12 protein-coding genes, 5 tRNA genes and 5 rRNA genes are annotated in these 23,873 nt (G+C 47.4%); 21 read left to right on the top strand and 1 reads right to left on the bottom strand.

Translation table 11 applies throughout. The features are described from left to right. Window positions 1-2: 2 nt before the first annotated feature. From OCV37_RS13570 to OCV37_RS13550, 5 genes are all read left to right on the top strand, one after another. The gene (locus tag OCV37_RS13570; protein WP_038186043.1) at window positions 3-1,706 is read left to right on the top strand and encodes a cyclic peptide export ABC transporter; all 1,704 of its coding nucleotides are present in this window, start codon (window positions 3-5) and stop codon (window positions 1,704-1,706) included. Between the two features lie 298 nt (window positions 1,707-2,004). Continuing rightward, window positions 2,005-2,889 carry a fatty acid desaturase gene (locus OCV37_RS13565; protein WP_169739388.1) on the top strand — a complete coding sequence of 295 codons (885 nt, stop codon included), beginning with the start codon at window positions 2,005-2,007 and terminating at the stop codon, window positions 2,887-2,889. Continuing rightward, on the top strand, window positions 2,889-3,497 hold the full coding sequence (locus OCV37_RS13560; RefSeq protein ID WP_038186045.1) for a LysE/ArgO family amino acid transporter: 609 nt from the start codon (window positions 2,889-2,891) through the stop codon (window positions 3,495-3,497). Before OCV37_RS13565 ends, OCV37_RS13560 begins: the two co-directional genes overlap by 1 nt. A gap of 2 nt (window positions 3,498-3,499) precedes the next feature. Continuing rightward, window positions 3,500-3,742 carry a 2Fe-2S iron-sulfur cluster-binding protein gene (locus OCV37_RS13555; protein WP_038186047.1) on the top strand — a complete coding sequence of 81 codons (243 nt, stop codon included), beginning with the start codon at window positions 3,500-3,502 and terminating at the stop codon, window positions 3,740-3,742. 94 nt (window positions 3,743-3,836) lie between these two features. After that, the gene (locus OCV37_RS13550; protein ID WP_038186049.1) at window positions 3,837-4,529 is read left to right on the top strand and encodes a B3/B4 domain-containing protein; all 693 of its coding nucleotides are present in this window, start codon (window positions 3,837-3,839) and stop codon (window positions 4,527-4,529) included. 54 nt (window positions 4,530-4,583) lie between these two features. On the opposite strand, the gene OCV37_RS13545 is transcribed toward OCV37_RS13550, so the two are convergent. Beyond that, window positions 4,584-5,552 (bottom strand): hypothetical protein, encoded by a 969-nt coding sequence (locus OCV37_RS13545; protein WP_157635103.1) that lies wholly within the window; start codon window positions 5,550-5,552, stop codon window positions 4,584-4,586. A gap of 397 nt (window positions 5,553-5,949) precedes the next feature. On the opposite strand from OCV37_RS13545, the gene dusA reads away from it, so the two are divergent. From dusA to OCV37_RS13465, 16 genes are all read left to right on the top strand, one after another. Beyond that, the gene (gene dusA / locus OCV37_RS13540; RefSeq protein ID WP_038186052.1) at window positions 5,950-6,930 is read left to right on the top strand and encodes a tRNA dihydrouridine(20/20a) synthase DusA; all 981 of its coding nucleotides are present in this window, start codon (window positions 5,950-5,952) and stop codon (window positions 6,928-6,930) included. A gap of 146 nt (window positions 6,931-7,076) precedes the next feature. Further along, window positions 7,077-7,274 (top strand): envelope stress response protein PspG, encoded by a 198-nt coding sequence (locus OCV37_RS13535; protein WP_038186053.1) that lies wholly within the window; start codon window positions 7,077-7,079, stop codon window positions 7,272-7,274. 135 nt (window positions 7,275-7,409) lie between these two features. Next, complete coding sequence (locus OCV37_RS13530; RefSeq protein WP_038186055.1) at window positions 7,410-7,646, top strand: hypothetical protein; 237 nt, start codon at window positions 7,410-7,412, stop codon at window positions 7,644-7,646. A 104-nt stretch (window positions 7,647-7,750) separates the two neighbouring features. Further along, a complete protein-coding gene (locus OCV37_RS13525) occupies window positions 7,751-9,583 on the top strand; it encodes an assimilatory sulfite reductase (NADPH) flavoprotein subunit (RefSeq protein ID WP_084717551.1) in 1,833 nt (610 codons plus the stop codon). Then, on the top strand, window positions 9,583-11,316 hold the full coding sequence (gene cysI, locus OCV37_RS13520) for an assimilatory sulfite reductase (NADPH) hemoprotein subunit (RefSeq protein ID WP_038186062.1): 1,734 nt from the start codon (window positions 9,583-9,585) through the stop codon (window positions 11,314-11,316). Before OCV37_RS13525 ends, cysI begins: the two co-directional genes overlap by 1 nt. Continuing rightward, the gene (locus OCV37_RS13515) at window positions 11,309-12,085 is read left to right on the top strand and encodes a phosphoadenylyl-sulfate reductase (RefSeq protein ID WP_038186065.1); all 777 of its coding nucleotides are present in this window, start codon (window positions 11,309-11,311) and stop codon (window positions 12,083-12,085) included. The genes cysI and OCV37_RS13515 overlap by 8 nt, the downstream gene beginning before the upstream one ends. A gap of 586 nt (window positions 12,086-12,671) precedes the next feature. Then, a 16S ribosomal RNA gene (locus OCV37_RS13510) occupies window positions 12,672-14,213 on the top strand. A gap of 184 nt (window positions 14,214-14,397) precedes the next feature. Beyond that, window positions 14,398-14,474: transfer RNA gene (locus OCV37_RS13505), tRNA-Ile, on the top strand. Between the two features lie 98 nt (window positions 14,475-14,572). After that, window positions 14,573-14,648, top strand: a tRNA-Ala gene (locus OCV37_RS13500). 435 nt (window positions 14,649-15,083) lie between these two features. Beyond that, window positions 15,084-17,972 (top strand): 23S ribosomal RNA (locus OCV37_RS13495). Window positions 17,973-18,057: 85 nt separating this feature from the next. After that, window positions 18,058-18,173, top strand: a 5S ribosomal RNA gene (gene rrf / locus OCV37_RS13490). Window positions 18,174-18,539: 366 nt separating this feature from the next. Beyond that, window positions 18,540-20,081 (top strand): 16S ribosomal RNA (locus OCV37_RS13485). Between the two features lie 102 nt (window positions 20,082-20,183). Continuing rightward, window positions 20,184-20,259, top strand: a tRNA-Glu gene (locus tag OCV37_RS13480). A 17-nt stretch (window positions 20,260-20,276) separates the two neighbouring features. Then, a tRNA-Lys gene (locus tag OCV37_RS13475) sits at window positions 20,277-20,352 on the top strand. Between the two features lie 29 nt (window positions 20,353-20,381). Beyond that, window positions 20,382-20,457: transfer RNA gene (locus tag OCV37_RS13470), tRNA-Val, on the top strand. Between the two features lie 493 nt (window positions 20,458-20,950). Further along, window positions 20,951-23,839: ribosomal RNA gene (locus tag OCV37_RS13465) — 23S ribosomal RNA — on the top strand. The 16S, 23S and 5S rRNA genes sit together here with 5 tRNA genes alongside, the layout of an rRNA operon. The last annotated feature ends 34 nt before the right edge of the window (window positions 23,840-23,873 follow it).

The following is a 23,873-nucleotide window of genomic DNA, read 5'->3' as shown; positions in this document are numbered from 1 at the left end:
AGATGTTTAAATCCATTTTAAGTCGTTTTAAATGGCAGGTTTTTGCGGCAACTGTGCTGAGTGTCGTTGGTGCGTTAGCCGGAATTATGATGCTGAGAATCATCACCGCGCAGGTTAGCCTGATTGGTGCCGGAAAAGCGCCCGGCCCGCACGCGTTTTTGATTTTTGTCGGTGTGGTGGCAACGGTGTTGTTATTTAGCCTCGCATCCCGTTATCTGCTGGCAAAATTGAGTGCCCGGGTGGTGTATGAGTTTCGGGATTCACTGGCGAAGCGGCTGCTTTCAACATCCTATGCGATGCTGGAACAGATTGGCGGGCACCGCGTGATGGCGGCGATGAAAACCGATGCGGCGAAGTTATCTGACGGGCTGTTAATGTTACCCGGTTTTATCTACAGCTTGGTGACGGTGATGCTGTGTCTCGGATATATGGTGTATACCTCATGGGAACTGTTCTCGGTGGTCTTCGTGTTGATCGCACTGATTGTGGTGATTGCCAAGTTCTTCCTGAAACGCGGATTTCATCATTACATGCTGCTGCGTGAGTATGAAGATGACATGTTCAGTGGTCTGAAAACTTTGGTGGACGGGATTAAAGAGCTGAGTATCAATGCTAACCGGCGTCGTTTTACTTACAATCAGATTCTTGAACCGAACTTTAAAGCGATTCGTGAGCGGAGCGTTAAAGTGTCGGTGATCTTTACCATGATGGGGAGTATGGCTTCAACGCTGGTTTTCTTCGTGATTGGGATCATCGTCTTCGGCAGTCGGGTTTACTTCCCCAACGTGCCATTGGAAGTGATCGTGACGTTTGTATTAACCATTCTGTATATGGTTAATCCATTGCAGGGGGTGATTGATTCGATGAGCCGCTTCAGTGACTGTTCCAGTTCTTACCGGAATATTGAAAGTCTCGATCTGGCAGAGTTGGATGATTTCCATCGTACCACTGACGGGGAGAAAAAACCGCAGGCGGAACCTGAGTCGTGGCAGCGTCTGACCGTCCGGGATCTGATGTTTCAATATCAGTCCGAGGATGATGAATATTCGTTCCATGTCGGTCCGGTCAATGCTGAGTTTCACCGTGGTGAGGCGATTTTCCTCACCGGTGGCAATGGCAGTGGGAAATCAACCTTCGCTAAATTGCTGGTCGGATTGTATCGTCCGAACCAAGGGACAATTCAGCTGGACGATAAAGTGGTCTCGGAAGCGATTGATACCCACGAGTATCAGCAGATGTTTTCGACTATCTTCTCGGATTTCCATTTATTCGAGCACGTGCTGAACAGTGAGGGCGAACCGGAAAGTGATGAAGTGATCCAAAAATATCTGGCTGATCTGGAGCTGACCAGCAAAGTGACCTCCAAAGACGGTAAGTTATCTTCGGTGGCGATGTCTCAGGGGCAGAAAAAGCGCCTCGCATTATTGATGTCCTATATCGAAGATACACCGATTTGCCTGTATGACGAATGGGCGGCAGATCAAGACCCGCGTTTCCGCGAGATCTTTTATACCCGGATCATTCCCGAACTGAAACGTCAGAACAAATTGGTGTTGGTGATCAGCCATGATGACCGGTATTTCCACCTTGCTGATCAGTTGATTAAGTTCGAAAGCGGCAATATTGTCGAGAATATCACCGCGAATCAGACTCCAATTGATGCCGTGGCAGCAGAAGAAAATGAACTGATGTCAATATCGTTTTGATACCAAAAGTAAATGGAACCGAAATGATTCAGGGTGGCAGTTATTGCCGCCCTGAATATATTGAGGCCCGGTAAACCGCGTTTTTGTAACATGAACGATTCACCGTCTCTTTTCCCACGAATAACCGGTCCAGTTCGTCGAGACTGAAAGGTTATCAATATGCATCAAATGTTACTCAGTGGTATTGAAATTGTAATGGTTTCACTTTAGTATTTTTCGGATTACGCAATTGTTTGCATTTTAAGTCACAAACATAATGATTTTTATAGATAAATTAATTCAAGGCTGGGGAACGGTGATGTCAATTCACGAAAGCTCACTTACCGATGACGAATATAGCGAGTTTTTGAATCGCTACTTCAAACCATCGGTCATTCAGTTTGTGGGGCGCTCTTTGCTGTCAACTCTGATTGCTTTTATTCTTACTGTCAGTGCTGCTATTTATTGGCATGAGAATCAGATGACGACATGGATCCTAGCGGTGGTTGCCGTGGTTTCATTCGCGGTTCATCTTCGGTTTCAGGAAAATTTAGTCCATAGCGGCAGCCATTACTGTGTGAGCCATAATCCCGTCGCCAATGACCTGTTGGTGAATATTTTCGCTGGCTTACAAGTCGCTCAGCAGGTAAAAGCTTACCGGTTGAGTCACTCGATGCACCATACTTATTTCGGTTCAGACAATGATCCGTGCAAAGCACGTTATGAAAATCAGCACCGACCATTGCGTAATATGCTGTCAATGACACTCAGCTTTTATCAACAGATTAACGCCAATAAAATTGCTGTGCTCATGACAGTTCTCTATTACACCGGTCTCTATGCTCTGGTTGTACAAACTGTTTCCGTTGAGATTGCAACAAGGTTGCTGATGTTGGTTCTCATGGCCTTCTTTTTGGTCTTACCTGTGATCCGTTACATTGCTGAGATGGCAGAGCACGATTATGCCTTATCTGATTCTGAATTCGGTTCTACGTTCAATAACTTATCTGTAGTTGACCGGTGGTTGTTTCACCCGGCTGCGGATGGTTATCATCTGTTGCACCATCTTTATCCCGCCATCCCGTTTTGGCAGCACAAAAAAGCCCACAGATTCTTAATGGAGCGAGATGAGCAGTATGTCAACGGGCACCACAAAACATCAACAGTTGAAAAGTTTAGGTTATTCATCGGAGAAAAAAGCTAATGGACGCATTTGTTGCAGGAATTACTTTAGGCTTTAGCCTGATTTTAGCGATTGGTTCACAGAATGCTTTTGTACTGAAGCAAGGTTTAAAGCAGCAATATGTCTTCTCTATCTGTGCGGTTTGTGCCTTATCAGATGCGATTCTTATTACCATCGGTGTGTATGGGATGACAACAATAGTGTCATTCGTCCCCAAGTTTTCTTTGTTTGCTAAATATTTTGGGATTACTTTTCTGCTGTTTTATGGCATCCAAAACCTGCGCTCAGCCATTTGGCATAGCGGATCATCTATGACCGGTGAGGGCGCGGATAGTTTGCCATTCGCCAAAGTCATTCTGACCTGTTTAGCGTTTACATGGCTTAATCCACATGTTTATCTCGATACGGTGCTTTTGATTGGGTCTGTATCAACCAACTATGCGGAACAACAGTTCTTTTTTACTGTGGGCGCCGTGCTCGCCTCATTCATTTTCTTCTTTATGCTGGGTTTCGGCGCAAGATTGCTGACGCCGATATTTTCCAAACCCATGTATTGGCGTGTGCTCGACGGCATTATTGGTATCTTTATGCTGTCTATCGCCTATAAACTGATGTTAATGGATATATAACAATGTTCGGACTATTCAAAAAAATACAGGTTGATATCGATGGCACAACCTATCCGGCAGCTAAGAATTCAACCCTGCTTCGGGTATGCCTGAGTCATGGCATCAATATTCAGTATAAATGTCAGAGTGGTGTCTGTGGCAAATGTGCCGTCATTGAACATACCAGTCAAGGCGATATCCCCACGCTTGCATGTCAGAAGGTTATTTCGCCCAGTGAGACCGGGCGATTCAGTACGATTCGATAAGAGAGTAAACCGAGTTATCAACGCCAGTGATAGCATACTGGCGTGATGATTTGTCAACCACTGATATCCTATTTGTTACCCAAGGAATGATTGCATGATCACCGTTGTCCCGCATATTGATCCACGTATTGCTCATATCACGCCAAATTTCAGGGCCTTGAGTATTTCAGTCAAAGGCACTGAGATTCAAAATCCTCAATATGCCGTACAGGTTTTGCAACAGGCATGTCAATGTGTCATGGAGAATGATCATGCATGGGCTGAGTCCCATATCAATGCTTGGGGAGCGGTGTTTCGTCAATTTGGTGCTAAGCCGAATAAAACCCCATGTTCTGCTGCGGCGCTACGTAAGCGAGTATTAAAGCAGGGGGAGATACCGAGCATCGCTCCGATCGTGGATATCTACAATGCAATTAGCATTCAATATGCGATCCCGGTTGGCGGAGAGAATCTGGATGCCTACCAAGGTACACCGACACTCACCATTGCCGATGGCACTGAAGCCTTTGAAACCATCAAGGATGGGGCTCCCATTGTTGAAAGTCCGGATGCCGGAGAAATCATCTGGCGGGATGATATCGGTGTCACTTGCCGGCGCTGGAACTGGCGACAAGGACTCAGGACTCGCATTGAGTCAGAGACACGCAATATGTGGTTCATTTTAGAGAGCTTACCTGAAATGCCGTTGGACTGTTTACAACAAGCCGGAGCAGAGATGATAAAGCACTTACAGATACTGATGCCGGATGCGATGATTCAACACCATATGGCGTCTGTGGCTGGGTGAGATGTAAGGCTTCGTTGTTGCGAAGCCTTACATTTAGCTGGAAATATTTATGTGTTAGATGCAATAGAAACCGAAAGGTAATTCGACTTTTGTTTTTCCTACAGGGCATTCACCTCTTTTTTCCGCTTCTTTTTCAATAACTTCTGCTACTGCTTTTTCAAAGTCGGAAAGATTGCTACTCACATGAAGGACTTTTCCACCAGAAAGTGAAGACAGTTTTTCCGCAGTACTTGCTGAGTCTGAAGCTAAATTTGATTTATTTTCAGGTAAAAGTGACTCTAATTGTCCACTAAATCCCTGTAATTGATTGGAGCGTTCGATGAGTTCCATAAGTTGCTCATGAGTCGAACTTTGTGCAGATTTATGTTTTGCTGCAACGAGTGGATCTGGTGTCACTGTATAAATAGCGGGTAACTCCGAATAGGCAAGTACCATATCTATAAAGGATGCCGGTTTATTGACAACACCTTTATAGGGGTAGTTATCTTCAGCTGTCGGGTCATTATGGTAGACCAGAGGTGATGTAAAATGAATAACGATTTTTGTTACATCTGGGTCATTACTCCACCCCATCTTTTGTGGCTTGATATCACCTAGATCATCGTAGCTACCGTTACCATTCAAGTCTCGACCTGTTCCTTTGATGGCCTGATATACGGCTTCCAACTGAGATTCTTTTGCATCACCACCTGATCCAGACCTTAACGCTTTTAAACTCAATAAGATATCTTGTGTTTCATGTGTGAGCGGATGAACCATCTTGTAAGCGTAATCCCCCGAAGTGCCATAGGGAGACATTGGGAAGTCGACATGAGCCGCTAACCCAAAACGTGTCTCAGGATCTTCGTATAAGAACGGAGCAAATACCTTGCTTTCCATATTTCTCTGCCATGTCGGTAATAAAGCGCCTGTACTACCACTAGTATCGATTATCAACACAACATCGGTTGCTGAATTTGCCGTCTGAGTTGTGAACAGACTTAAACTGCATATCATGCCTGCTAGTAAAGTTTTTATTTTCATCGTATTCACCTAATCCTAACCAATGATTATCTTGTTTATTCAATATAAATTAGAGAGGACACATATCAATAATATTATTAAATGTGTTTCATATATAGTAGTGAGCATTCGTCTATAGTCAAACTGGTCAGTATGTTTGTTTTCTAGCCTTTGATATTCATCGCAGAGAGCGATAGTTTCCTGCTCTTCGTGGTCATATGGCAGACGTAAGCTGATTAGCATTGATGCGATAGCTGCTGCTGGCTATAATTCGCGCCACAAAGAACCCCTTTAGGGGACTTCTCATGTTTTTCATCCATTCACCAGTGTTAAAATCGGCTCAAAATGGGCGGGATATATTGCAATGCCCTTAATTGGTTTTTGCTGTAATTTTTTTATACTTAAGGAGTTTTACAATATGTATCCATCTTGCCGTTTCTCCGTCGCCCCCATGCTCGACTGGACTGATCGTCACTGTCGCTACTTCCATCGATTGCTGACTTCGCAGGCGCTGTTATATACCGAGATGGTGACGACGGGGGCGATTATTCATGGCAAAGGCGATTTTCTGGCTTATAACCATGAGGAGCATCCGGTTGCCTTACAATTGGGTGGTTCGAATCCACAGGATCTGGCGACTTGTGCAAAACTGGCGGCTGAACGTGGCTATGATGAGATTAATCTCAATGTCGGTTGTCCGTCAGATCGCGTCCAGAATGGACGGTTCGGGGCGTGTCTGATGGTTGAGCCCCAGTTGGTTGCTGAATGCGTGGCTGCGATGAAAGCTGAAGTTGATATCCCGGTGACCGTGAAAACAAGAATCGGTATTGATGAGCAGGACTCTTATCAGTTTCTGACCGATTTCGTCACAATTGTTGCTGAACAAGGTGGCTGCGAACAGTTTACGATTCATGCACGTAAAGCATGGTTGAATGGTCTGAGCCCAAAAGAGAACCGGGAAATTCCCCCGTTAGATTATCCCAGAGCCTATCAATTGAAACGAGATTTCCCCCATTTACAGATTGCCGTTAATGGTGGCATCAAGAGCCTTGAAGAAACGAAAGAACATCTTACACAACTCGATGGGGTGATGATTGGTCGTGAAGTATATCAGAACCCATATCTGCTGGCCGAAGTGGATCAACAGATTTTTGGTCTGAAAACGCCGGTGAAAAAGCGCTCTCAGGTTGTCGAAGAGATGTATCCGTATATTGACTCGCAATTATCGCAAGGTGCTTATCTCGGTCACATCTCTCGCCATATGATCGGGCTGTTTCAGAATATGCCGGGTGCCCGGCAATGGCGTCGTTATATTAGTGAAAATGCGCATAAGAAAGGCGCAGGAATCGAAGTAATTCAAACAGCACTATTGAAAATCCCTGAATCTTTAAATGTGTAAATTTGACCTGAGATTCGTCAGATTGACCAATTGTCGGTGAACGATTTGGCATAGGGTGATGTGAATAGTCGGAAAATCAGCGAGTTCAGACGGTGCTGAGTTGGCCTGATTTCTGCTTATTGATAGGAAAACGAAGGAGAATCATAATGATTGAAGTGCTGTATTTGCTGATTTTTGCTGGGGTGTTATTTTTTACCGGTGTGACGCTGTTTGGTGTGATGTTGTCGATTGGGGTGTCATTCTTGTTTATTTTGGCATTTGGCATGTTCGCTATCTTTATTAAGATGCTGCCTTGGTTACTTATGATCATGCTTGGCATTTGGCTGTTGAAAAAATTCGCATAGTTCATATTTTATTCAGTTATCAATATCTGTTTCTATATTTTATTTCCTTATAATTATCGGGAAAAGCTTAACTTTTCGAGTATCATCTTCCATGATGAAATGAGCATGTTGAGGAGTAAGGTGGAGAAATAAAAGATGACGCTTGAAGCCCTGAGAGCCCTTTATCTGGACAATCTTCTGGTTGAAGCGATTGTCGAGCCTTGTTCTGACAATGGCATGTGGATGGTTGAATTCAAACATACCAATGACAGTTTGATTATTTTAACGGATGAAGAAGGCGAAGAGTGCCACTACATCGATTCTGATCTGGCCTCTAAATCCGCGATGGAGGTTGGTTTTCGAAATGTCAGGGTTGAATCGTTAGATTTATAGTCGTTCTTACTCCCAAAAGTTATAAAACATTCTCTTCTATTCTTTCTTGTTATTAGTGAGCTTGGTTACTCTATCGTCATGCAATGAATAGGGAAGTCGTGACGATGTCTTCAGCGAATAACAATAGTTCTAATAATAGTGGTTTATTATCAAGCCCACTTAACGATATGCAGCTCGGTCAGTTGCAACAGACAGTTTCACAGTTGTCACCACAGCAATTAGCCTGGGTGAGCGGATATTTCTGGGGATTGAGTCAGTCTCAGGCGGGAAATCCTTCTGGTGCGGCTGCTTTATCACCGCTCGCGGCTGCAAAACCTGCCGATAAACTTACCATCATTTATGCTTCTCAGACGGGGAATGCCAAGGGTGTTGCAGAAGCGTTGGAGCATGAAGCTCAAGCGCAGGGACTCCCGGTACAGATTTTTGATGCCAGTGACTATAAAGGGAAAGATCTCGCCAAAGAAACCTATGTGGTGATCGTGGCTTCGACCAATGGCGAGGGAGAAGCTCCGGATAATGCTCTTGAGCTACATGAATTTTTGCAGTCGAAAAAAGCACCGAAACTGCCGAATCTTCAATATGGTGTTATTGCTCTGGGGGACTCTAGTTATGAGTTTTTCTGTCAGACGGGTAAAGACTTCGATGCGTTTCTCTCCAAATTAGGGGCTAAACCGTTTTTGGCACGATTGGACTGCGATGTGGACTACGATGCGCCAGCGGCTGAATGGCGTCAGAAAGCATTGGATATTCTCAAAGATTCAATGTCGGAAGGGCAGGCAGAGGTCGTGCAGTTACCGATTCAATCTGCGAGTAGTGCTTCCGCCGAATATACGAAGTTGAAACCATATACCGCTACGCTGCTGACCAATCAGAAAATTACCGGACGTGATTCAGGCAAAGATGTTCGTCATATTGAGATTGATCTCGAAGGTTCCGGGATTACTTATCAACCGGGCGATGCTCTCGGGGTTTGGTATGAAAATGATGCGGCGTTATCTAGCCAGATTCTGAGCTGTGTCGGACTTTCCGGTGTGGAGAGTGTTGAAGTCGATGGTGAAAGTATTTCCATTCACAGTGCGTTAATTCATCAGTTTGAAATCACATCGTCCAATCCTCAGTTTATTACTCGCGTGGCAGAGATCTCTGAATCGATATTCTTAAAAGAACTGGTCGCAGACAAAGAGAAATTACGTGAGTATTCCGCACAAACCCAAATTATCGACATATTAAAACAAGCTGCGGTGAAGCTATCAGCAGATGAGCTGGTGGGATTATTACGTCGTTTGACCCCGCGTCTTTATTCGATTGCATCGAGTCAGACTGAAGTCGATGACGAAGTTCATCTGACGGTTGGTGTGGTTGAATATGATCAAGAGGGTGAAGCGCGTCAGGGCGGAGCCTCCGGATTTTTGACGCATCGTCTTGAAGAAGGCGAAAACGTCAAAGTTTTCATTGAACATAATAATAACTTCAAACTTCCTCAGGATGATAATACGGCGATCATTATGATTGGTCCGGGAACGGGGATTGCGCCATTCAGAAGTTTTATTCAGGAAAGAGATAACCGGGGAGCTTCAGGCCAGAATTGGTTGTTCTTTGGTGACCGGACGTTTACGCAGGACTTTCTCTATCAGGTCGAATGGCAGAAATATTTGAAATCGGGTGCTTTGACTCAGATGGATGTTGCTTTTAGCCGTGATCAGGCAGAAAAAGTCTATGTTCAACATCGTATTCTGGAAAAAGCCGAACAACTTTGGGATTGGCTACAAAATGGCGCTTATCTTTACGTCTGTGGTGATGCTACCCATATGGCAAAAGATGTACACGAAGCCTTCATTACCATTGCTGAACAACAAGGTGGTTTGGCGCGTGAACAAGCCGAAGAATATATTAATGAATTGCGTAAAGCGAAGCGTTATCAAAGGGATGTCTACTAATGAGTACGAATCAAGAAACCAAAAACCAAGAAGTCTTAGGACAAGATCTGGGGCCATTGTCTGATAACGAGCGCTTGAAAAGAGAAAGTAACTTTTTACGCGGGACGATCACACAAGATCTTCAGGATCCATTAACTGGCGGGTTTACGGCGGATAACTTCCAGTTGATTCGTTTTCACGGAATGTATCAGCAAGATGATCGTGATATTCGGGCTGAGCGGACCAAGCAGAAGCTGGAACCATTACATAATGTCATGTTGCGTGCCCGGATGCCCGGAGGGATTATTCAGCCGCAACAATGGCTCGCTATCGATAAATTTGCTACCGAACACACCCTGTATGGCAGTATTCGTTTGACGACTCGGCAAACCTTCCAGTTTCATGGGGTGCTCAAACCTAAAATCAAGCTGATGCATCAGACGCTCAATCAAATCGGGATCGATTCGATTGCCACAGCCGGTGATGTAAACCGCAATGTATTGTGTACGTCGAATCCGGTTGAATCTGAGCTTCACCAGGAAGCTTATGAGTGGGCGAAGAAGATCAGTGAACATTTGTTGCCGAAAACTCGCGCTTATGCCGAAATCTGGCTCGATGGTGAAAAGCTGGAAACGACAGATGAAGAACCGATTCTGGGCAGCAACTACTTACCTCGGAAGTTTAAAACAACCGTAGTGATTCCACCGCACAATGATATCGATGTACACGCCAATGATTTAAATTTTGTGGCGATCGCGGAAGCTGGCAAGTTGATTGGATTCAATGTGCTGGTGGGTGGTGGTCTAGCGATGACGCATGGGGATACATCAACTTATCCTCGTCGTGCTGATGATTTTGGCTTCATTCCGCTGGAAAATACACTGGATGTCGCCGCCGCTGTCGTTTCGACGCAGAGAGATTGGGGAAACCGTTCTAACCGGAAGAACGCGAAGACCAAGTACACTCTCGACCGTGTCGGCATTGATGTCTTTAAGTCCGAAGTTGAAAAACGGGCCGGAGTCAATTTTGCTGACAGCCGACCTTATGAATTCACCAGCCGTGGTGATCGGATCGGATGGGTTGAAGGGATAGATGGTAAATTCCACCTGACCCTCTTCATTGAGAATGGTCGGTTACTGGATTATCCGGGTAAGCCATTAAAAACTGGTGTTGCTGAAATTGCCAAAATTCACCAAGGTGATTTTCGTATGACGGCCAATCAAAATCTGATTATTGCAGGTGTAACCGCCGAACAAAAAGAGCAGATTGAATTAATCGCCAGAGCTCATGGTCTGATGGATGATGGAGTCAGTGAGCAACGTAAAAACTCAATGGCGTGCGTATCATTTCCAACATGTCCGCTCGCAATGGCGGAAGCTGAGCGATTCTTACCTGCATTTGTGACAGACGTTGAAGGCATTCTGGAAAAACATCAGTTAGGCAAAGATGAAAATATCATTCTCCGGGTGACGGGGTGCCCGAACGGATGCGGTCGCGCCATGCTTGCTGAAATCGGGCTGGTTGGTAAAGCTCCCGGACGCTATAACTTGCACCTCGGTGGAAACCGAGCCGGGACTCGTATCCCGAAAATGTACAAAGAAAATATTACGGAGCAACAAATATTAGCAGAGATCGACCAGCTGGTCGCTCGCTGGTCGAAAGAACGCCATGAAGGTGAATACTTCGGTGACTTTGTGATTCGTAGTGGAATCATTGAAGAAGTCGTGGTTTCAAAGAGGGATTTCTATGCCTGATAGTGTGCTATATCGGCCACAGCTTTCTGAGTTACTCAATATGACCAAAGTGGAGCAATCGCTTCACTTGGCTGAATTGAATGGCTATCTGGAAAGTTTGTCGGCGCAAGAACGAATCATCTGGGCGTTTGAGAACTTACAAGGAACATTTGCAGTCTCTTCTAGTTTTGGGATTCAAGCTGCATTGATGTTACATATGGTTTCTCAAGTCAAACATGATGTTCCGGTCATTCTCACCGATACGGGATACATGTTTCCCGAAACGTATCAGTTTATTGACCTGCTGACGGAAAAGTTGAACCTGAACCTGAAGATATATCGCGCCGAACATACACCTGCCTGGCAGGAAGCGCGGTACGGGAAATTATGGGAGCAGGATGTTGAAGGTATTGAACAGTATAACCGCCTCAACAAAGTGGAGCCGATGAGAAGAGCGCTTCGAGAATTGGAAGTAGGGACTTGGTTCTCCGGATTACGTCGCGAGCAGTCAAAATCTCGTGCTAATCTGCCGGTATTGGCAGTCCAAAATGGTGTATTTAAGTTCTTGCCGGTTATCGACTGGACGAATAAAGAGGTCCACTACTATCTAAAAGAGTATGACTTGCCTTACCACCCATTATGGGATGAGGGGTATCTCTCCGTCGGTGATGTACACACAACCCGAAAATGGGAACCGGGGATGGCAGAAGAAGAAACGCGTTTCTTTGGTTTAAAAAGAGAATGCGGTCTTCATGAAGATGATGGTGAAGCCGATGGTTCTGGCATTTAATCCTCACTCAATCCAAAAAGCTGCGATTTGCAGCTTTTTTTGTCTCTCACCCAAGTCAAAAAGGATAAATCTGTGGATAAGTTGTGATTTATCTTTGAGTAAATAGGTATAAATAAGCCATTGAAGGATTATTCATCGATTAGCAGTTATTTTTACATTTTTTGCAAAAAAAGACTTGCGGATGTGAACGGGATCTCTATAATGCGCACTCGTTGACAGGCAAGGCTTCTACGGAATTTGAGCCAAGTTAACAAGGTTATCAAAATTGCTGGTAAAATCTGAAAAAAGTGTTTGACACCAAGATTTATCTCGCTAGAATGACCGCCTCTTCAAACGGAGAACGTTGTGAAGAAAGCTCTTTAACAATATAGACCAATCAATCTGTGTGGGCACTCGTCGATAAATATCCAAAAAGATTTTATCAATGAATCGAGTGACCAAATCAAGTTGGATACAGGCAACTGTCATTCAACAAGAGCACAGTCAATTCAACATTACTTATGTAATGTCACTTTTTGCTTCTGCTTTTAAAGCAGAGACAAAAAGCAGTATTCATTGAGCCGACACTTTGGTGTCACCAAAACTTTAATTGAAGAGTTTGATCATGGCTCAGATTGAACGCTGGCGGCAGGCCTAACACATGCAAGTCGAGCGGAAACGAGAGAAAGCTTGCTTTCTCGTCGTCGAGCGGCGGACGGGTGAGTAAAGCCTGGGAAATTGCCCTGATGTGGGGGATAACCATTGGAAACGATGGCTAATACCGCATGATGTCTACGGACCAAAGAGGGGGACCTTCGGGCCTCTCGCGTCAGGATATGCCCAGGTGGGATTAGCTAGTTGGTGAGGTAATGGCTCACCAAGGCGACGATCCCTAGCTGGTCTGAGAGGATGATCAGCCACACTGGAACTGAGACACGGTCCAGACTCCTACGGGAGGCAGCAGTGGGGAATATTGCACAATGGGCGCAAGCCTGATGCAGCCATGCCGCGTGTATGAAGAAGGCCTTCGGGTTGTAAAGTACTTTCAGCAGTGAGGAAGGATGTAGTTTTAACAGAGCTGCATTTTGACGTTAGCTGCAGAAGAAGCACCGGCTAACTCCGTGCCAGCAGCCGCGGTAATACGGAGGGTGCGAGCGTTAATCGGAATTACTGGGCGTAAAGCGCATGCAGGTGGTCTGTTAAGTCAGATGTGAAAGCCCGGGGCTTAACCCCGGAGTTGCATTTGAAACTGGCAGGCTAGAGTACTGTAGAGGGGGGTAGAATTTCAGGTGTAGCGGTGAAATGCGTAGAGATCTGAAGGAATACCGGTGGCGAAGGCGGCCCCCTGGACAGATACTGACACTCAGATGCGAAAGCGTGGGGAGCAAACAGGATTAGATACCCTGGTAGTCCACGCCGTAAACGATGTCTACTTGGAGGTTGTGACCTAGAGTCGTGGCTTTCGGAGCTAACGCGTTAAGTAGACCGCCTGGGGAGTACGGTCGCAAGATTAAAACTCAAATGAATTGACGGGGGCCCGCACAAGCGGTGGAGCATGTGGTTTAATTCGATGCAACGCGAAGAACCTTACCTACTCTTGACATCCAGAGAAGCCGGAAGAGATTCTGGTGTGCCTTCGGGAGCTCTGAGACAGGTGCTGCATGGCTGTCGTCAGCTCGTGTTGTGAAATGTTGGGTTAAGTCCCGCAACGAGCGCAACCCTTATCCTTGATTGCCAGCACTTCGGGTGGGAACTTCAGGGAGACTGCCGGTGATAAACCGGAGGAAGGTGGGGACGACGTCAAGTCATCATGGCCCTTACGAGTAGGGCTACACACGTGCTACAATGGCATATACAGAGGGCGGCTAACTTGCGAGAGTGTGCGAATCCCAAAAAGTATGTCGTAGTCCGGATTGGAGTCTGCAACTCGACTCCATGAAGTCGGAATCGCTAGTAATCGTAGATCAGAATGCTACGGTGAATACGTTCCCGGGCCTTGTACACACCGCCCGTCACACCATGGGAGTGGGCTGCAAAAGAAGCAGGTAGTTTAACCTTCGGGAGGACGCTTGCCACTTTGTGGTTCATGACTGGGGTGAAGTCGTAACAAGGTAGCGCTAGGGGAACCTGGCGCTGGATCACCTCCTTACGTAAAGATATTTTGGATGAGTGTCCACACAGATTGATTTGGTTTATAAGCAAAGAGAAATTGCACCGTGGTTTTTCTGAGTTCAAGGAAGGCAATTGACGAGGGAAGGCGTTTACATCAGTAAATAACTGACCGAGGATAAGCAGTCTGACGCAGAAGTCAGGGAAAGCACACAGCAAGAGATGGGTCTGTAGCTCAGGTGGTTAGAGCGTTCGCCTGATAAGCGAGAGGTCGGTGGTTCAAGTCCACTCAGACCCACCAAAATCATTTTCTTCTGCGTTAGATTGTTCGTTGCATATTGATATATGCGGCCTCACAATCTGCCTTGAATAAAAAGATTTGAAGAAATATCTCAAGATGGGGCTATAGCTCAGCTGGGAGAGCGCCTGCCTTGCACGCAGGAGGTCTGCGGTTCGATCCCGCATAGCTCCACCATCTTTAAGGGTTTTTAATGAAGAATCTTTAAACATGGTTTTGTCGATACAAAATCATTGCTCTTTAACAATTTGGAAAGCTGACAAAATAATGTTTGTTTCTTTGGAAACAGATGATTATTTGTAAAAGTTCTCAATACTTTCTCGAAAGAGAAAGACCAACACAATCAAGTGTTCTTGGGAATACACAGGCAACTGTGTGTTCAAATTGAGTCCGGCAAAACCAAGTCACACACTCATGTATAAAATATTGTGTGACACCTAATTAGTTGATGATATCAACCCTTAGGTTTTTGCGCTGAGGATTTTTGCCTGAGACAAGGCAGCAAGAAGGATGTCGCAGGGCGCTATCGTCTGATAGCAACCAAGCAGCCTTCGATGCTAACGCCGTATTCAGGGAAAAAGACCAAGCAAAAAAGACTTCTTCGGGTTGTATGGTTAAGTAATTAAGCGTACACGGTGGATGCCTTGGCAGTCAGAGGCGATGAAGGACGTACTAACTTGCGATAAGCGCAGATGAGGCAGTAAGAGCCACTTGAGTCTGCGATTTCCGAATGGGGAAACCCAACTGCAGCAGCAGTTATCATTAACTGAATTCATAGGTTAATGAGGCGAACCGGGAGAACTGAAACATCTAAGTACCCCGAGGAAAAGAAATCAACCGAGATTCCGAAAGTAGCGGCGAGCGAAATCGGACTAGCCCTTAAGCTTTGATAACGTTAGGTGAAGTGTCTGGAAAGGCACGCAATAGAGGGTGATAGCCCCGTAACCGAAGGCGTTATGAGAGTGAAAACGAGTAAGGCGGGACACGTGATATCCTGTCTGAAGATGGGGGGACCATCCTCCAAGGCTAAATACTCCTGACTGACCGATAGTGAACCAGTACCGTGAGGGAAAGGCGAAAAGAACCCCTGTGAGGGGAGTGAAATAGAACCTGAAACCGTGTACGTACAAGCAGTAGGAGCCTCCTTTGTGGGGTGACTGCGTACCTTTTGTATAATGGGTCAGCGACTTATATTCAGTGGCAAGGTTAACCGATTAGGGGAGCCGTAGCGAAAGCGAGTGTTAACTGCGCGTTTAGTCTCTGGATATAGACCCGAAACCGAGTGATCTAGCCATGGGCAGGTTGAAGGTTGAGTAACATCAACTGGAGGACCGAACCGACTAATGTTGAAAAATTAGCGGATGACTTGTGGCTAGGGGTGAAAGGCCAATCAAACTCGGAGATAGCTGGTTCTCCCCGAAAGCTATTTAGGTAGCGCCTCGGACGAATACTACTGGGGGTAGAGCACTGTTAAGGCTAGGGGGTCATCCCGACTTACCAACCCTTTGCAAACTCCGAATACCAGTAAGTACTATCCGGGAGACACACGGCGGGTGCTAACGTCCGTCGTGGAGAGGGAAACAACCCAGACCGCCAGCTAAGGTCCCAAATTACAGCTAAGTGGGAAACGATGTGGGAAGGCTCAGACAGCTAGGATGTTGGCTTAGAAGCAGCCATCATTTAAAGAAAGCGTAATAGCTCACTAGTCGAGTCGGCCTGCGCGGAAGATGTAACGGGGCTAAGCTGTAAACCGAAGCTGCGGCAATGTACTTTTGTATATTGGGTAGGGGAGCGTTCTGTAAGCCGTTGAAGGTGGATTGTAAAGTCTGCTGGAGGTATCAGAAGTGCGAATGCTGACATGAGTAACGACAAAGGGGGTGAAAAACCCCCTCGCCGGAAGACCAAGGGTTCCTGTCCAACGTTAATCGGGGCAGGGTGAGTCGACCCCTAAGGCGAGGCCGAAAGGCGTAGTCGATGGGAAACGGGTTAATATTCCCGTACTTGTTGTGAATGCGATGGGGGGACGGAGAAGGCTAGGTGGGCCTGGCGACGGTCGTCCAGGTTCAAGTGCGTAGGCTGTAGAGTTAGGCAAATCCGGCTCTACGATAGGCTGAGACACGATGTCGAGTCACCAAGGTGATGAAGTCATTGATGCCATGCTTCCGGGAAAAGCCTCTAAGCTTCAGTTCACAAGAAATCGTACCCCAAACCGACACAGGTGGTCGGGTAGAGAATACCAAGGCGCTTGAGAGAACTCGGGTGAAGGAACTAGGCAAAATGGTACCGTAACTTCGGGAGAAGGTACGCTCTTGCTGGTGAAGTCCCTTGCGGATGGAGCTGATGAGAGTCGCAGATACCAGGTGGCTGCAACTGTTTATTAAAAACACAGCACTGTGCAAAATCGTAAGATGACGTATACGGTGTGACGCCTGCCCGGTGCCGGAAGGTTAATTGATGGGGTTAGCTTAGGCGAAGCTCTTGATCGAAGCCCCGGTAAACGGCGGCCGTAACTATAACGGTCCTAAGGTAGCGAAATTCCTTGTCGGGTAAGTTCCGACCTGCACGAATGGCGTAATGATGGCCACGCTGTCTCCACCCGAGACTCAGTGAAATTGAAATCGCTGTGAAGATGCAGTGTACCCGCGGCTAGACGGAAAGACCCCGTGAACCTTTACTACAGCTTGGCACTGAACATTGAGCCTACATGTGTAGGATAGGTGGGAGGCTTTGAAGCAGTCACGCTAGTGATTGTGGAGCCGACCTTGAAATACCACCCTTGTATGTTTGATGTTCTAACTTGGCCCCATTATCTGGGGTGAGGACAGTGCCTGGTGGGTAGTTTGACTGGGGCGGTCTCCTCCCAAAGTGTAACGGAGGAGCACGAAGGTGGGCTAATCACGGTTGGACATCGTGAGGTTAGTGCAATGGCATAAGCCCGCTTAACTGCGAGAGTGACGGCTCGAGCAGGTGCGAAAGCAGGTCATAGTGATCCGGTGGTTCTGAATGGAAGGGCCATCGCTCAACGGATAAAAGGTACTCCGGGGATAACAGGCTGATACCGCCCAAGAGTTCATATCGACGGCGGTGTTTGGCACCTCGATGTCGGCTCATCACATCCTGGGGCTGAAGTCGGTCCCAAGGGTATGGCTGTTCGCCATTTAAAGTGGTACGCGAGCTGGGTTTAGAACGTCGTGAGACAGTTCGGTCCCTATCTGCCGTGGGCGTTGGAGAATTGAAAGGGGCTGCTCCTAGTACGAGAGGACCGGAGTGGACGAACCTCTGGTGTTCGGGTTGTGATGCCAATCGCATTGCCCGGTAGCTAAGTTCGGAATCGATAACCGCTGAAAGCATCTAAGCGGGAAGCGAGCCTTGAGATGAGTTCTCCCTGGCGCTTCAAGCGTCCTGAAGGGTTGTTCGAGACTAGAACGTTGATAGGCAGGGTGTGTAAGCGCTGTGAGGCGTTGAGCTAACCTGTACTAATTGCCCGTGAGACTTAACCATACAACACCGAAGGGGTTTTGTGGCTCATTAAGAACGATTGATTGTGTAGAGAACAGAAAGACGGCTTTCCGAATTGAAGAATTTGCTTGGCGACCATAGCGTTTTGGACCCACCTGATTCCATGCCGAACTCAGTCGTGAAACGAAACAGCGCCGATGGTAGTGTGGGGTCTCCCCATGTGAGAGTAGGACATCGCCAGGCTTTAATTTGCGTTACTTGCTTCGTCAAGAAGCAGGTCACCATAAAGCTTTTGAAAGATGAAAGTTTTATGTTGACTTTCAACGTGGGAAGCGTATTATACGCGTCCTGCCTAAGTGCTAAAGCACTGAAAGCAAAGCTCTTTAACAATATAGACCAATCAATCTGTGTGGGCACTCGTCGATAAATATCCAAAAAGATTTTATCAATGAATCGAGTGACCAAATCAAGTTGGATACAGGCAACTGTCATTCAATAAGAGCACAGTCAATTCAACATTACTTATGTAATGTCACTTTTTGCTTCTGCTTTTAAAGCAGAGACAAAAAGCAGTATTCATTGAGCCGACACATCGTGTCACCAAAACTTTAATTGAAGAGTTTGATCATGGCTCAGATTGAACGCTGGCGGCAGGCCTAACACATGCAAGTCGAGCGGAAACGAGAGAAAGCTTGCTTTCTCGTCGTCGAGCGGCGGACGGGTGAGTAAAGCCTGGGAAATTGCCCTGATGTGGGGGATAACCATTGGAAACGATGGCTAATACCGCATGATGTCTACGGACCAAAGAGGGGGACCTTCGGGCCTCTCGCGTCAGGATATGCCCAGGTGGGATTAGCTAGTTGGTGGGGTAATGGCTCACCAAGGCGACGATCCCTAGCTGGTCTGAGAGGATGATCAGCCACACTGGAACTGAGACACGGTCCAGACTCCTACGGGAGGCAGCAGTGGGGAATATTGCACAATGGGCGCAAGCCTGATGCAGCCATGCCGCGTGTATGAAGAAGGCCTTCGGGTTGTAAAGTACTTTCAGCAGTGAGGAAGGATGTAGTTTTAACAGAGCTGCATTTTGACGTTAGCTGCAGAAGAAGCACCGGCTAACTCCGTGCCAGCAGCCGCGGTAATACGGAGGGTGCGAGCGTTAATCGGAATTACTGGGCGTAAAGCGCATGCAGGTGGTCTGTTAAGTCAGATGTGAAAGCCCGGGGCTTAACCCCGGAGTTGCATTTGAAACTGGCAGGCTAGAGTACTGTAGAGGGGGGTAGAATTTCAGGTGTAGCGGTGAAATGCGTAGAGATCTGAAGGAATACCGGTGGCGAAGGCGGCCCCCTGGACAGATACTGACACTCAGATGCGAAAGCGTGGGGAGCAAACAGGATTAGATACCCTGGTAGTCCACGCCGTAAACGATGTCTACTTGGAGGTTGTGACCTAGAGTCGTGGCTTTCGGAGCTAACGCGTTAAGTAGACCGCCTGGGGAGTACGGTCGCAAGATTAAAACTCAAATGAATTGACGGGGGCCCGCACAAGCGGTGGAGCATGTGGTTTAATTCGATGCAACGCGAAGAACCTTACCTACTCTTGACATCCAGAGAAGCCGGAAGAGATTCTGGTGTGCCTTCGGGAGCTCTGAGACAGGTGCTGCATGGCTGTCGTCAGCTCGTGTTGTGAAATGTTGGGTTAAGTCCCGCAACGAGCGCAACCCTTATCCTTGATTGCCAGCACTTCGGGTGGGAACTTCAGGGAGACTGCCGGTGATAAACCGGAGGAAGGTGGGGACGACGTCAAGTCATCATGGCCCTTACGAGTAGGGCTACACACGTGCTACAATGGCATATACAGAGGGCGGCTAACTTGCGAGAGTGTGCGAATCCCAAAAAGTATGTCGTAGTCCGGATTGGAGTCTGCAACTCGACTCCATGAAGTCGGAATCGCTAGTAATCGTAGATCAGAATGCTACGGTGAATACGTTCCCGGGCCTTGTACACACCGCCCGTCACACCATGGGAGTGGGCTGCAAAAGAAGCAGGTAGTTTAACCTTCGGGAGGACGCTTGCCACTTTGTGGTTCATGACTGGGGTGAAGTCGTAACAAGGTAGCGCTAGGGGAACCTGGCGCTGGATCACCTCCTTACGTAAAGATATTTTGGATGAGTGTCCACACAGATTGATTTGGTTTATAACAGAGCGCGTTGCGATGTGATTTTTCGGATGAAAGGTCATTAAGCAAGACAATGTCCCGTTCGTCTAGAGGCCTAGGACACCGCCCTTTCACGGCGGTAACAGGGGTTCGACTCCCCTACGGGATACCACTTCTTTTGAGAAGTCCGGGTCGTTAGCTCAGCTGGTAGAGCAGTTGGCTTTTAACCAATTGGTCACAGGTTCGAATCCTGTACGACCCACCATTTTCCTCTTTTGAGGGACGCCTGAAAGTGGGCGATTAGCTCAGTTGGGAGAGCACCTGCCTTACAAGCAGGGGGTCACTGGTTCGAACCCGGTATCGCCCACCACTTTCTAACTATTTTTGGCTCAGCAAACTCAGACCAGCGGTTTAACCGATGTGGTGCGATGTTGTGGCGCTGAAAGTCATTAGAAAGTGTGGCTTGAATGCTCAAGCGTACATTTTGCTCTTTAACAATTTGGAAAGCTGACAAAATAATGTTTGTTTCTTTGGAAACAGATAATTATTTGTAAAAGTTCTCAATACTTTCTCGAAAGAGAAAGACCAACACAATCAAGTGTTCTTGGGAATACACAGGCAACTGTGTATTCAAATTGAGTCCGGCAAAACCAAGTCACACACTCATGTATAAAATATTGTGTGACACCTAATTAGTTGATGATATCAACCCTTAGGTTTTTGCGCTGAGGATTTTTGCCTGAGACAAGGCAGCAAGAAGGATGTCGCAGGGCGCTATCGTCTGATAGCAACCAAGCAGCCTTCGATGCTAACGCCGTATTCAGGGAAAAAGACCAAGCAAAAAAGACTTCTTCGGGTTGTATGGTTAAGTAATTAAGCGTACACGGTGGATGCCTTGGCAGTCAGAGGCGATGAAGGACGTACTAACTTGCGATAAGCGCAGATGAGGCAGTAAGAGCCACTTGAGTCTGCGATTTCCGAATGGGGAAACCCAACTGCAGCAGCAGTTATCATTAACTGAATTCATAGGTTAATGAGGCGAACCGGGAGAACTGAAACATCTAAGTACCCCGAGGAAAAGAAATCAACCGAGATTCCGAAAGTAGCGGCGAGCGAAATCGGACTAGCCCTTAAGCTTTGATAACGTTAGGTGAAGTGTCTGGAAAGGCACGCAATAGAGGGTGATAGCCCCGTAACCGAAGGCGTTATGAGAGTGAAAACGAGTAAGGCGGGACACGTGATATCCTGTCTGAAGATGGGGGGACCATCCTCCAAGGCTAAATACTCCTGACTGACCGATAGTGAACCAGTACCGTGAGGGAAAGGCGAAAAGAACCCCTGTGAGGGGAGTGAAATAGAACCTGAAACCGTGTACGTACAAGCAGTAGGAGCCTCCTTTGTGGGGTGACTGCGTACCTTTTGTATAATGGGTCAGCGACTTATATTCAGTGGCAAGGTTAACCGATTAGGGGAGCCGTAGCGAAAGCGAGTGTTAACTGCGCGTTTAGTCTCTGGATATAGACCCGAAACCGAGTGATCTAGCCATGGGCAGGTTGAAGGTTGAGTAACATCAACTGGAGGACCGAACCGACTAATGTTGAAAAATTAGCGGATGACTTGTGGCTAGGGGTGAAAGGCCAATCAAACTCGGAGATAGCTGGTTCTCCCCGAAAGCTATTTAGGTAGCGCCTCGGACGAATACTACTGGGGGTAGAGCACTGTTAAGGCTAGGGGGTCATCCCGACTTACCAACCCTTTGCAAACTCCGAATACCAGTAAGTACTATCCGGGAGACACACGGCGGGTGCTAACGTCCGTCGTGGAGAGGGAAACAACCCAGACCGCCAGCTAAGGTCCCAAATTACAGCTAAGTGGGAAACGATGTGGGAAGGCTCAGACAGCTAGGATGTTGGCTTAGAAGCAGCCATCATTTAAAGAAAGCGTAATAGCTCACTAGTCGAGTCGGCCTGCGCGGAAGATGTAACGGGGCTAAGCTGTAAACCGAAGCTGCGGCAATGTACTTTTGTATATTGGGTAGGGGAGCGTTCTGTAAGCCGTTGAAGGTGGATTGTAAAGTCTGCTGGAGGTATCAGAAGTGCGAATGCTGACATGAGTAACGACAAAGGGGGTGAAAAACCCCCTCGCCGGAAGACCAAGGGTTCCTGTCCAACGTTAATCGGGGCAGGGTGAGTCGACCCCTAAGGCGAGGCCGAAAGGCGTAGTCGATGGGAAACGGGTTAATATTCCCGTACTTGTTGTGAATGCGATGGGGGGACGGAGAAGGCTAGGTGGGCCTGGCGACGGTCGTCCAGGTTCAAGTGCGTAGGCTGTAGAGTTAGGCAAATCCGGCTCTACGATAGGCTGAGACACGATGTCGAGTCACCAAGGTGATGAAGTCATTGATGCCATGCTTCCGGGAAAAGCCTCTAAGCTTCAGTTCACAAGAAATCGTACCCCAAACCGACACAGGTGGTCGGGTAGAGAATACCAAGGCGCTTGAGAGAACTCGGGTGAAGGAACTAGGCAAAATGGTACCGTAACTTCGGGAGAAGGTACGCTCTTGCTGGTGAAGTCCCTTGCGGATGGAGCTGATGAGAGTCGCAGATACCAGGTGGCTGCAACTGTTTATTAAAAACACAGCACTGTGCAAAATCGTAAGATGACGTATACGGTGTGACGCCTGCCCGGTGCCGGAAGGTTAATTGATGGGGTTAGCTTAGGCGAAGCTCTTGATCGAAGCCCCGGTAAACGGCGGCCGTAACTATAACGGTCCTAAGGTAGCGAAATTCCTTGTCGGGTAAGTTCCGACCTGCACGAATGGCGTAATGATGGCCACGCTGTCTCCACCCGAGACTCAGTGAAATTGAAATCGCTGTGAAGATGCAGTGTACCCGCGGCTAGACGGAAAGACCCCGTGAACCTTTACTACAGCTTGGCACTGAACATTGAGCCTACATGTGTAGGATAGGTGGGAGGCTTTGAAGCAGTCACGCTAGTGATTGTGGAGCCGACCTTGAAATACCACCCTTGTATGTTTGATGTTCTAACTTGGCCCCATTATCTGGGGTGAGGACAGTGCCTGGTGGGTAGTTTGACTGGGGCGGTCTCCTCCCAAAGTGTAACGGAGGAGCACGAAGGTGGGCTAATCACGGTTGGACATCGTGAGGTTAGTGCAATGGCATAAGCCCGCTTAACTGCGAGAGTGACGGCTCGAGCAGGTGCGAAAGCAGGTCATAGTGATCCGGTGGTTCTGAATGGAAGGGCCATCGCTCAACGGATAAAAGGTACTCCGGGGATAACAGGCTGATACCGCCCAAGAGTTCATATCGACGGCGGTGTTTGGCACCTCGATGTCGGCTCATCACATCCTGGGGCTGAAGTCGGTCCCAAGGGTATGGCTGTTCGCCATTTAAAGTGGTACGCGAGCTGGGTTTAGAACGTCGTGAGACAGTTCGGTCCCTATCTGCCGTGGGCGTTGGAGAATTGAAAGGGGCTGCTCCTAGTACGAGAGGACCGGAGTGGACGAACCTCTGGTGTTCGGGTTGTGATGCCAATCGCATTGCCCGGTAGCTAAGTTCGGAATCGATAACCGCTGAAAGCATCTAAGCGGGAAGCGAGCCTTGAGATGAGTTCTCCCTGGCGCTTCAAGCGTCCTGAAGGGTTGTTCGAGACTAGAACGTTGATAGGCAGGGTGTGTAAGCGCTGTGAGGCGTTGAGCTAACCTGTACTAATTGCCCGTGAGACTTAACCATACAACACCGAAGGGGTTTTGTGGCTCAATAAGAA

Origin of the sequence: Vibrio rhizosphaerae (assembly GCF_024347095.1) — a bacterium.
GTDB classification, from domain to species: domain Bacteria; phylum Pseudomonadota; class Gammaproteobacteria; order Enterobacterales; family Vibrionaceae; genus Vibrio; species Vibrio rhizosphaerae.
Note: the sequence above shows the minus strand (reverse complement) of the source record. Positions and strands in the feature narration are given on the sequence as shown.

Excerpts from the sequence above, each read along its gene's own strand:
- OCV37_RS13545 (WP_157635103.1), bottom strand. The coding sequence starts at position 5,552 with ATGAAAATAAAAACTTTACTAGCAGGCATGATATGCAGTTTAAGTCTG.
- OCV37_RS13550 (WP_038186049.1), top strand. The coding sequence starts at position 3,837 with ATGATCACCGTTGTCCCGCATATTGATCCACGTATTGCTCATATCACG.
- OCV37_RS13570 (WP_038186043.1), top strand. The coding sequence starts at position 3 with ATGTTTAAATCCATTTTAAGTCGTTTTAAATGGCAGGTTTTTGCGGCA.
- OCV37_RS13535 (WP_038186053.1), top strand. The coding sequence starts at position 7,077 with ATGATTGAAGTGCTGTATTTGCTGATTTTTGCTGGGGTGTTATTTTTT.
- OCV37_RS13530 (WP_038186055.1), top strand. The coding sequence starts at position 7,410 with ATGACGCTTGAAGCCCTGAGAGCCCTTTATCTGGACAATCTTCTGGTT.
- cysI (WP_038186062.1), top strand. The coding sequence starts at position 9,583 with ATGAGTACGAATCAAGAAACCAAAAACCAAGAAGTCTTAGGACAAGAT.
- dusA (WP_038186052.1), top strand. The coding sequence starts at position 5,950 with ATGTATCCATCTTGCCGTTTCTCCGTCGCCCCCATGCTCGACTGGACT.
- OCV37_RS13560 (WP_038186045.1), top strand. The coding sequence starts at position 2,889 with ATGGACGCATTTGTTGCAGGAATTACTTTAGGCTTTAGCCTGATTTTA.
- OCV37_RS13525 (WP_084717551.1), top strand. The coding sequence starts at position 7,751 with ATGTCTTCAGCGAATAACAATAGTTCTAATAATAGTGGTTTATTATCA.
- OCV37_RS13565 (WP_169739388.1), top strand. The coding sequence starts at position 2,005 with ATGTCAATTCACGAAAGCTCACTTACCGATGACGAATATAGCGAGTTT.
- OCV37_RS13515 (WP_038186065.1), top strand. The coding sequence starts at position 11,309 with ATGCCTGATAGTGTGCTATATCGGCCACAGCTTTCTGAGTTACTCAAT.
- OCV37_RS13555 (WP_038186047.1), top strand. The coding sequence starts at position 3,500 with ATGTTCGGACTATTCAAAAAAATACAGGTTGATATCGATGGCACAACC.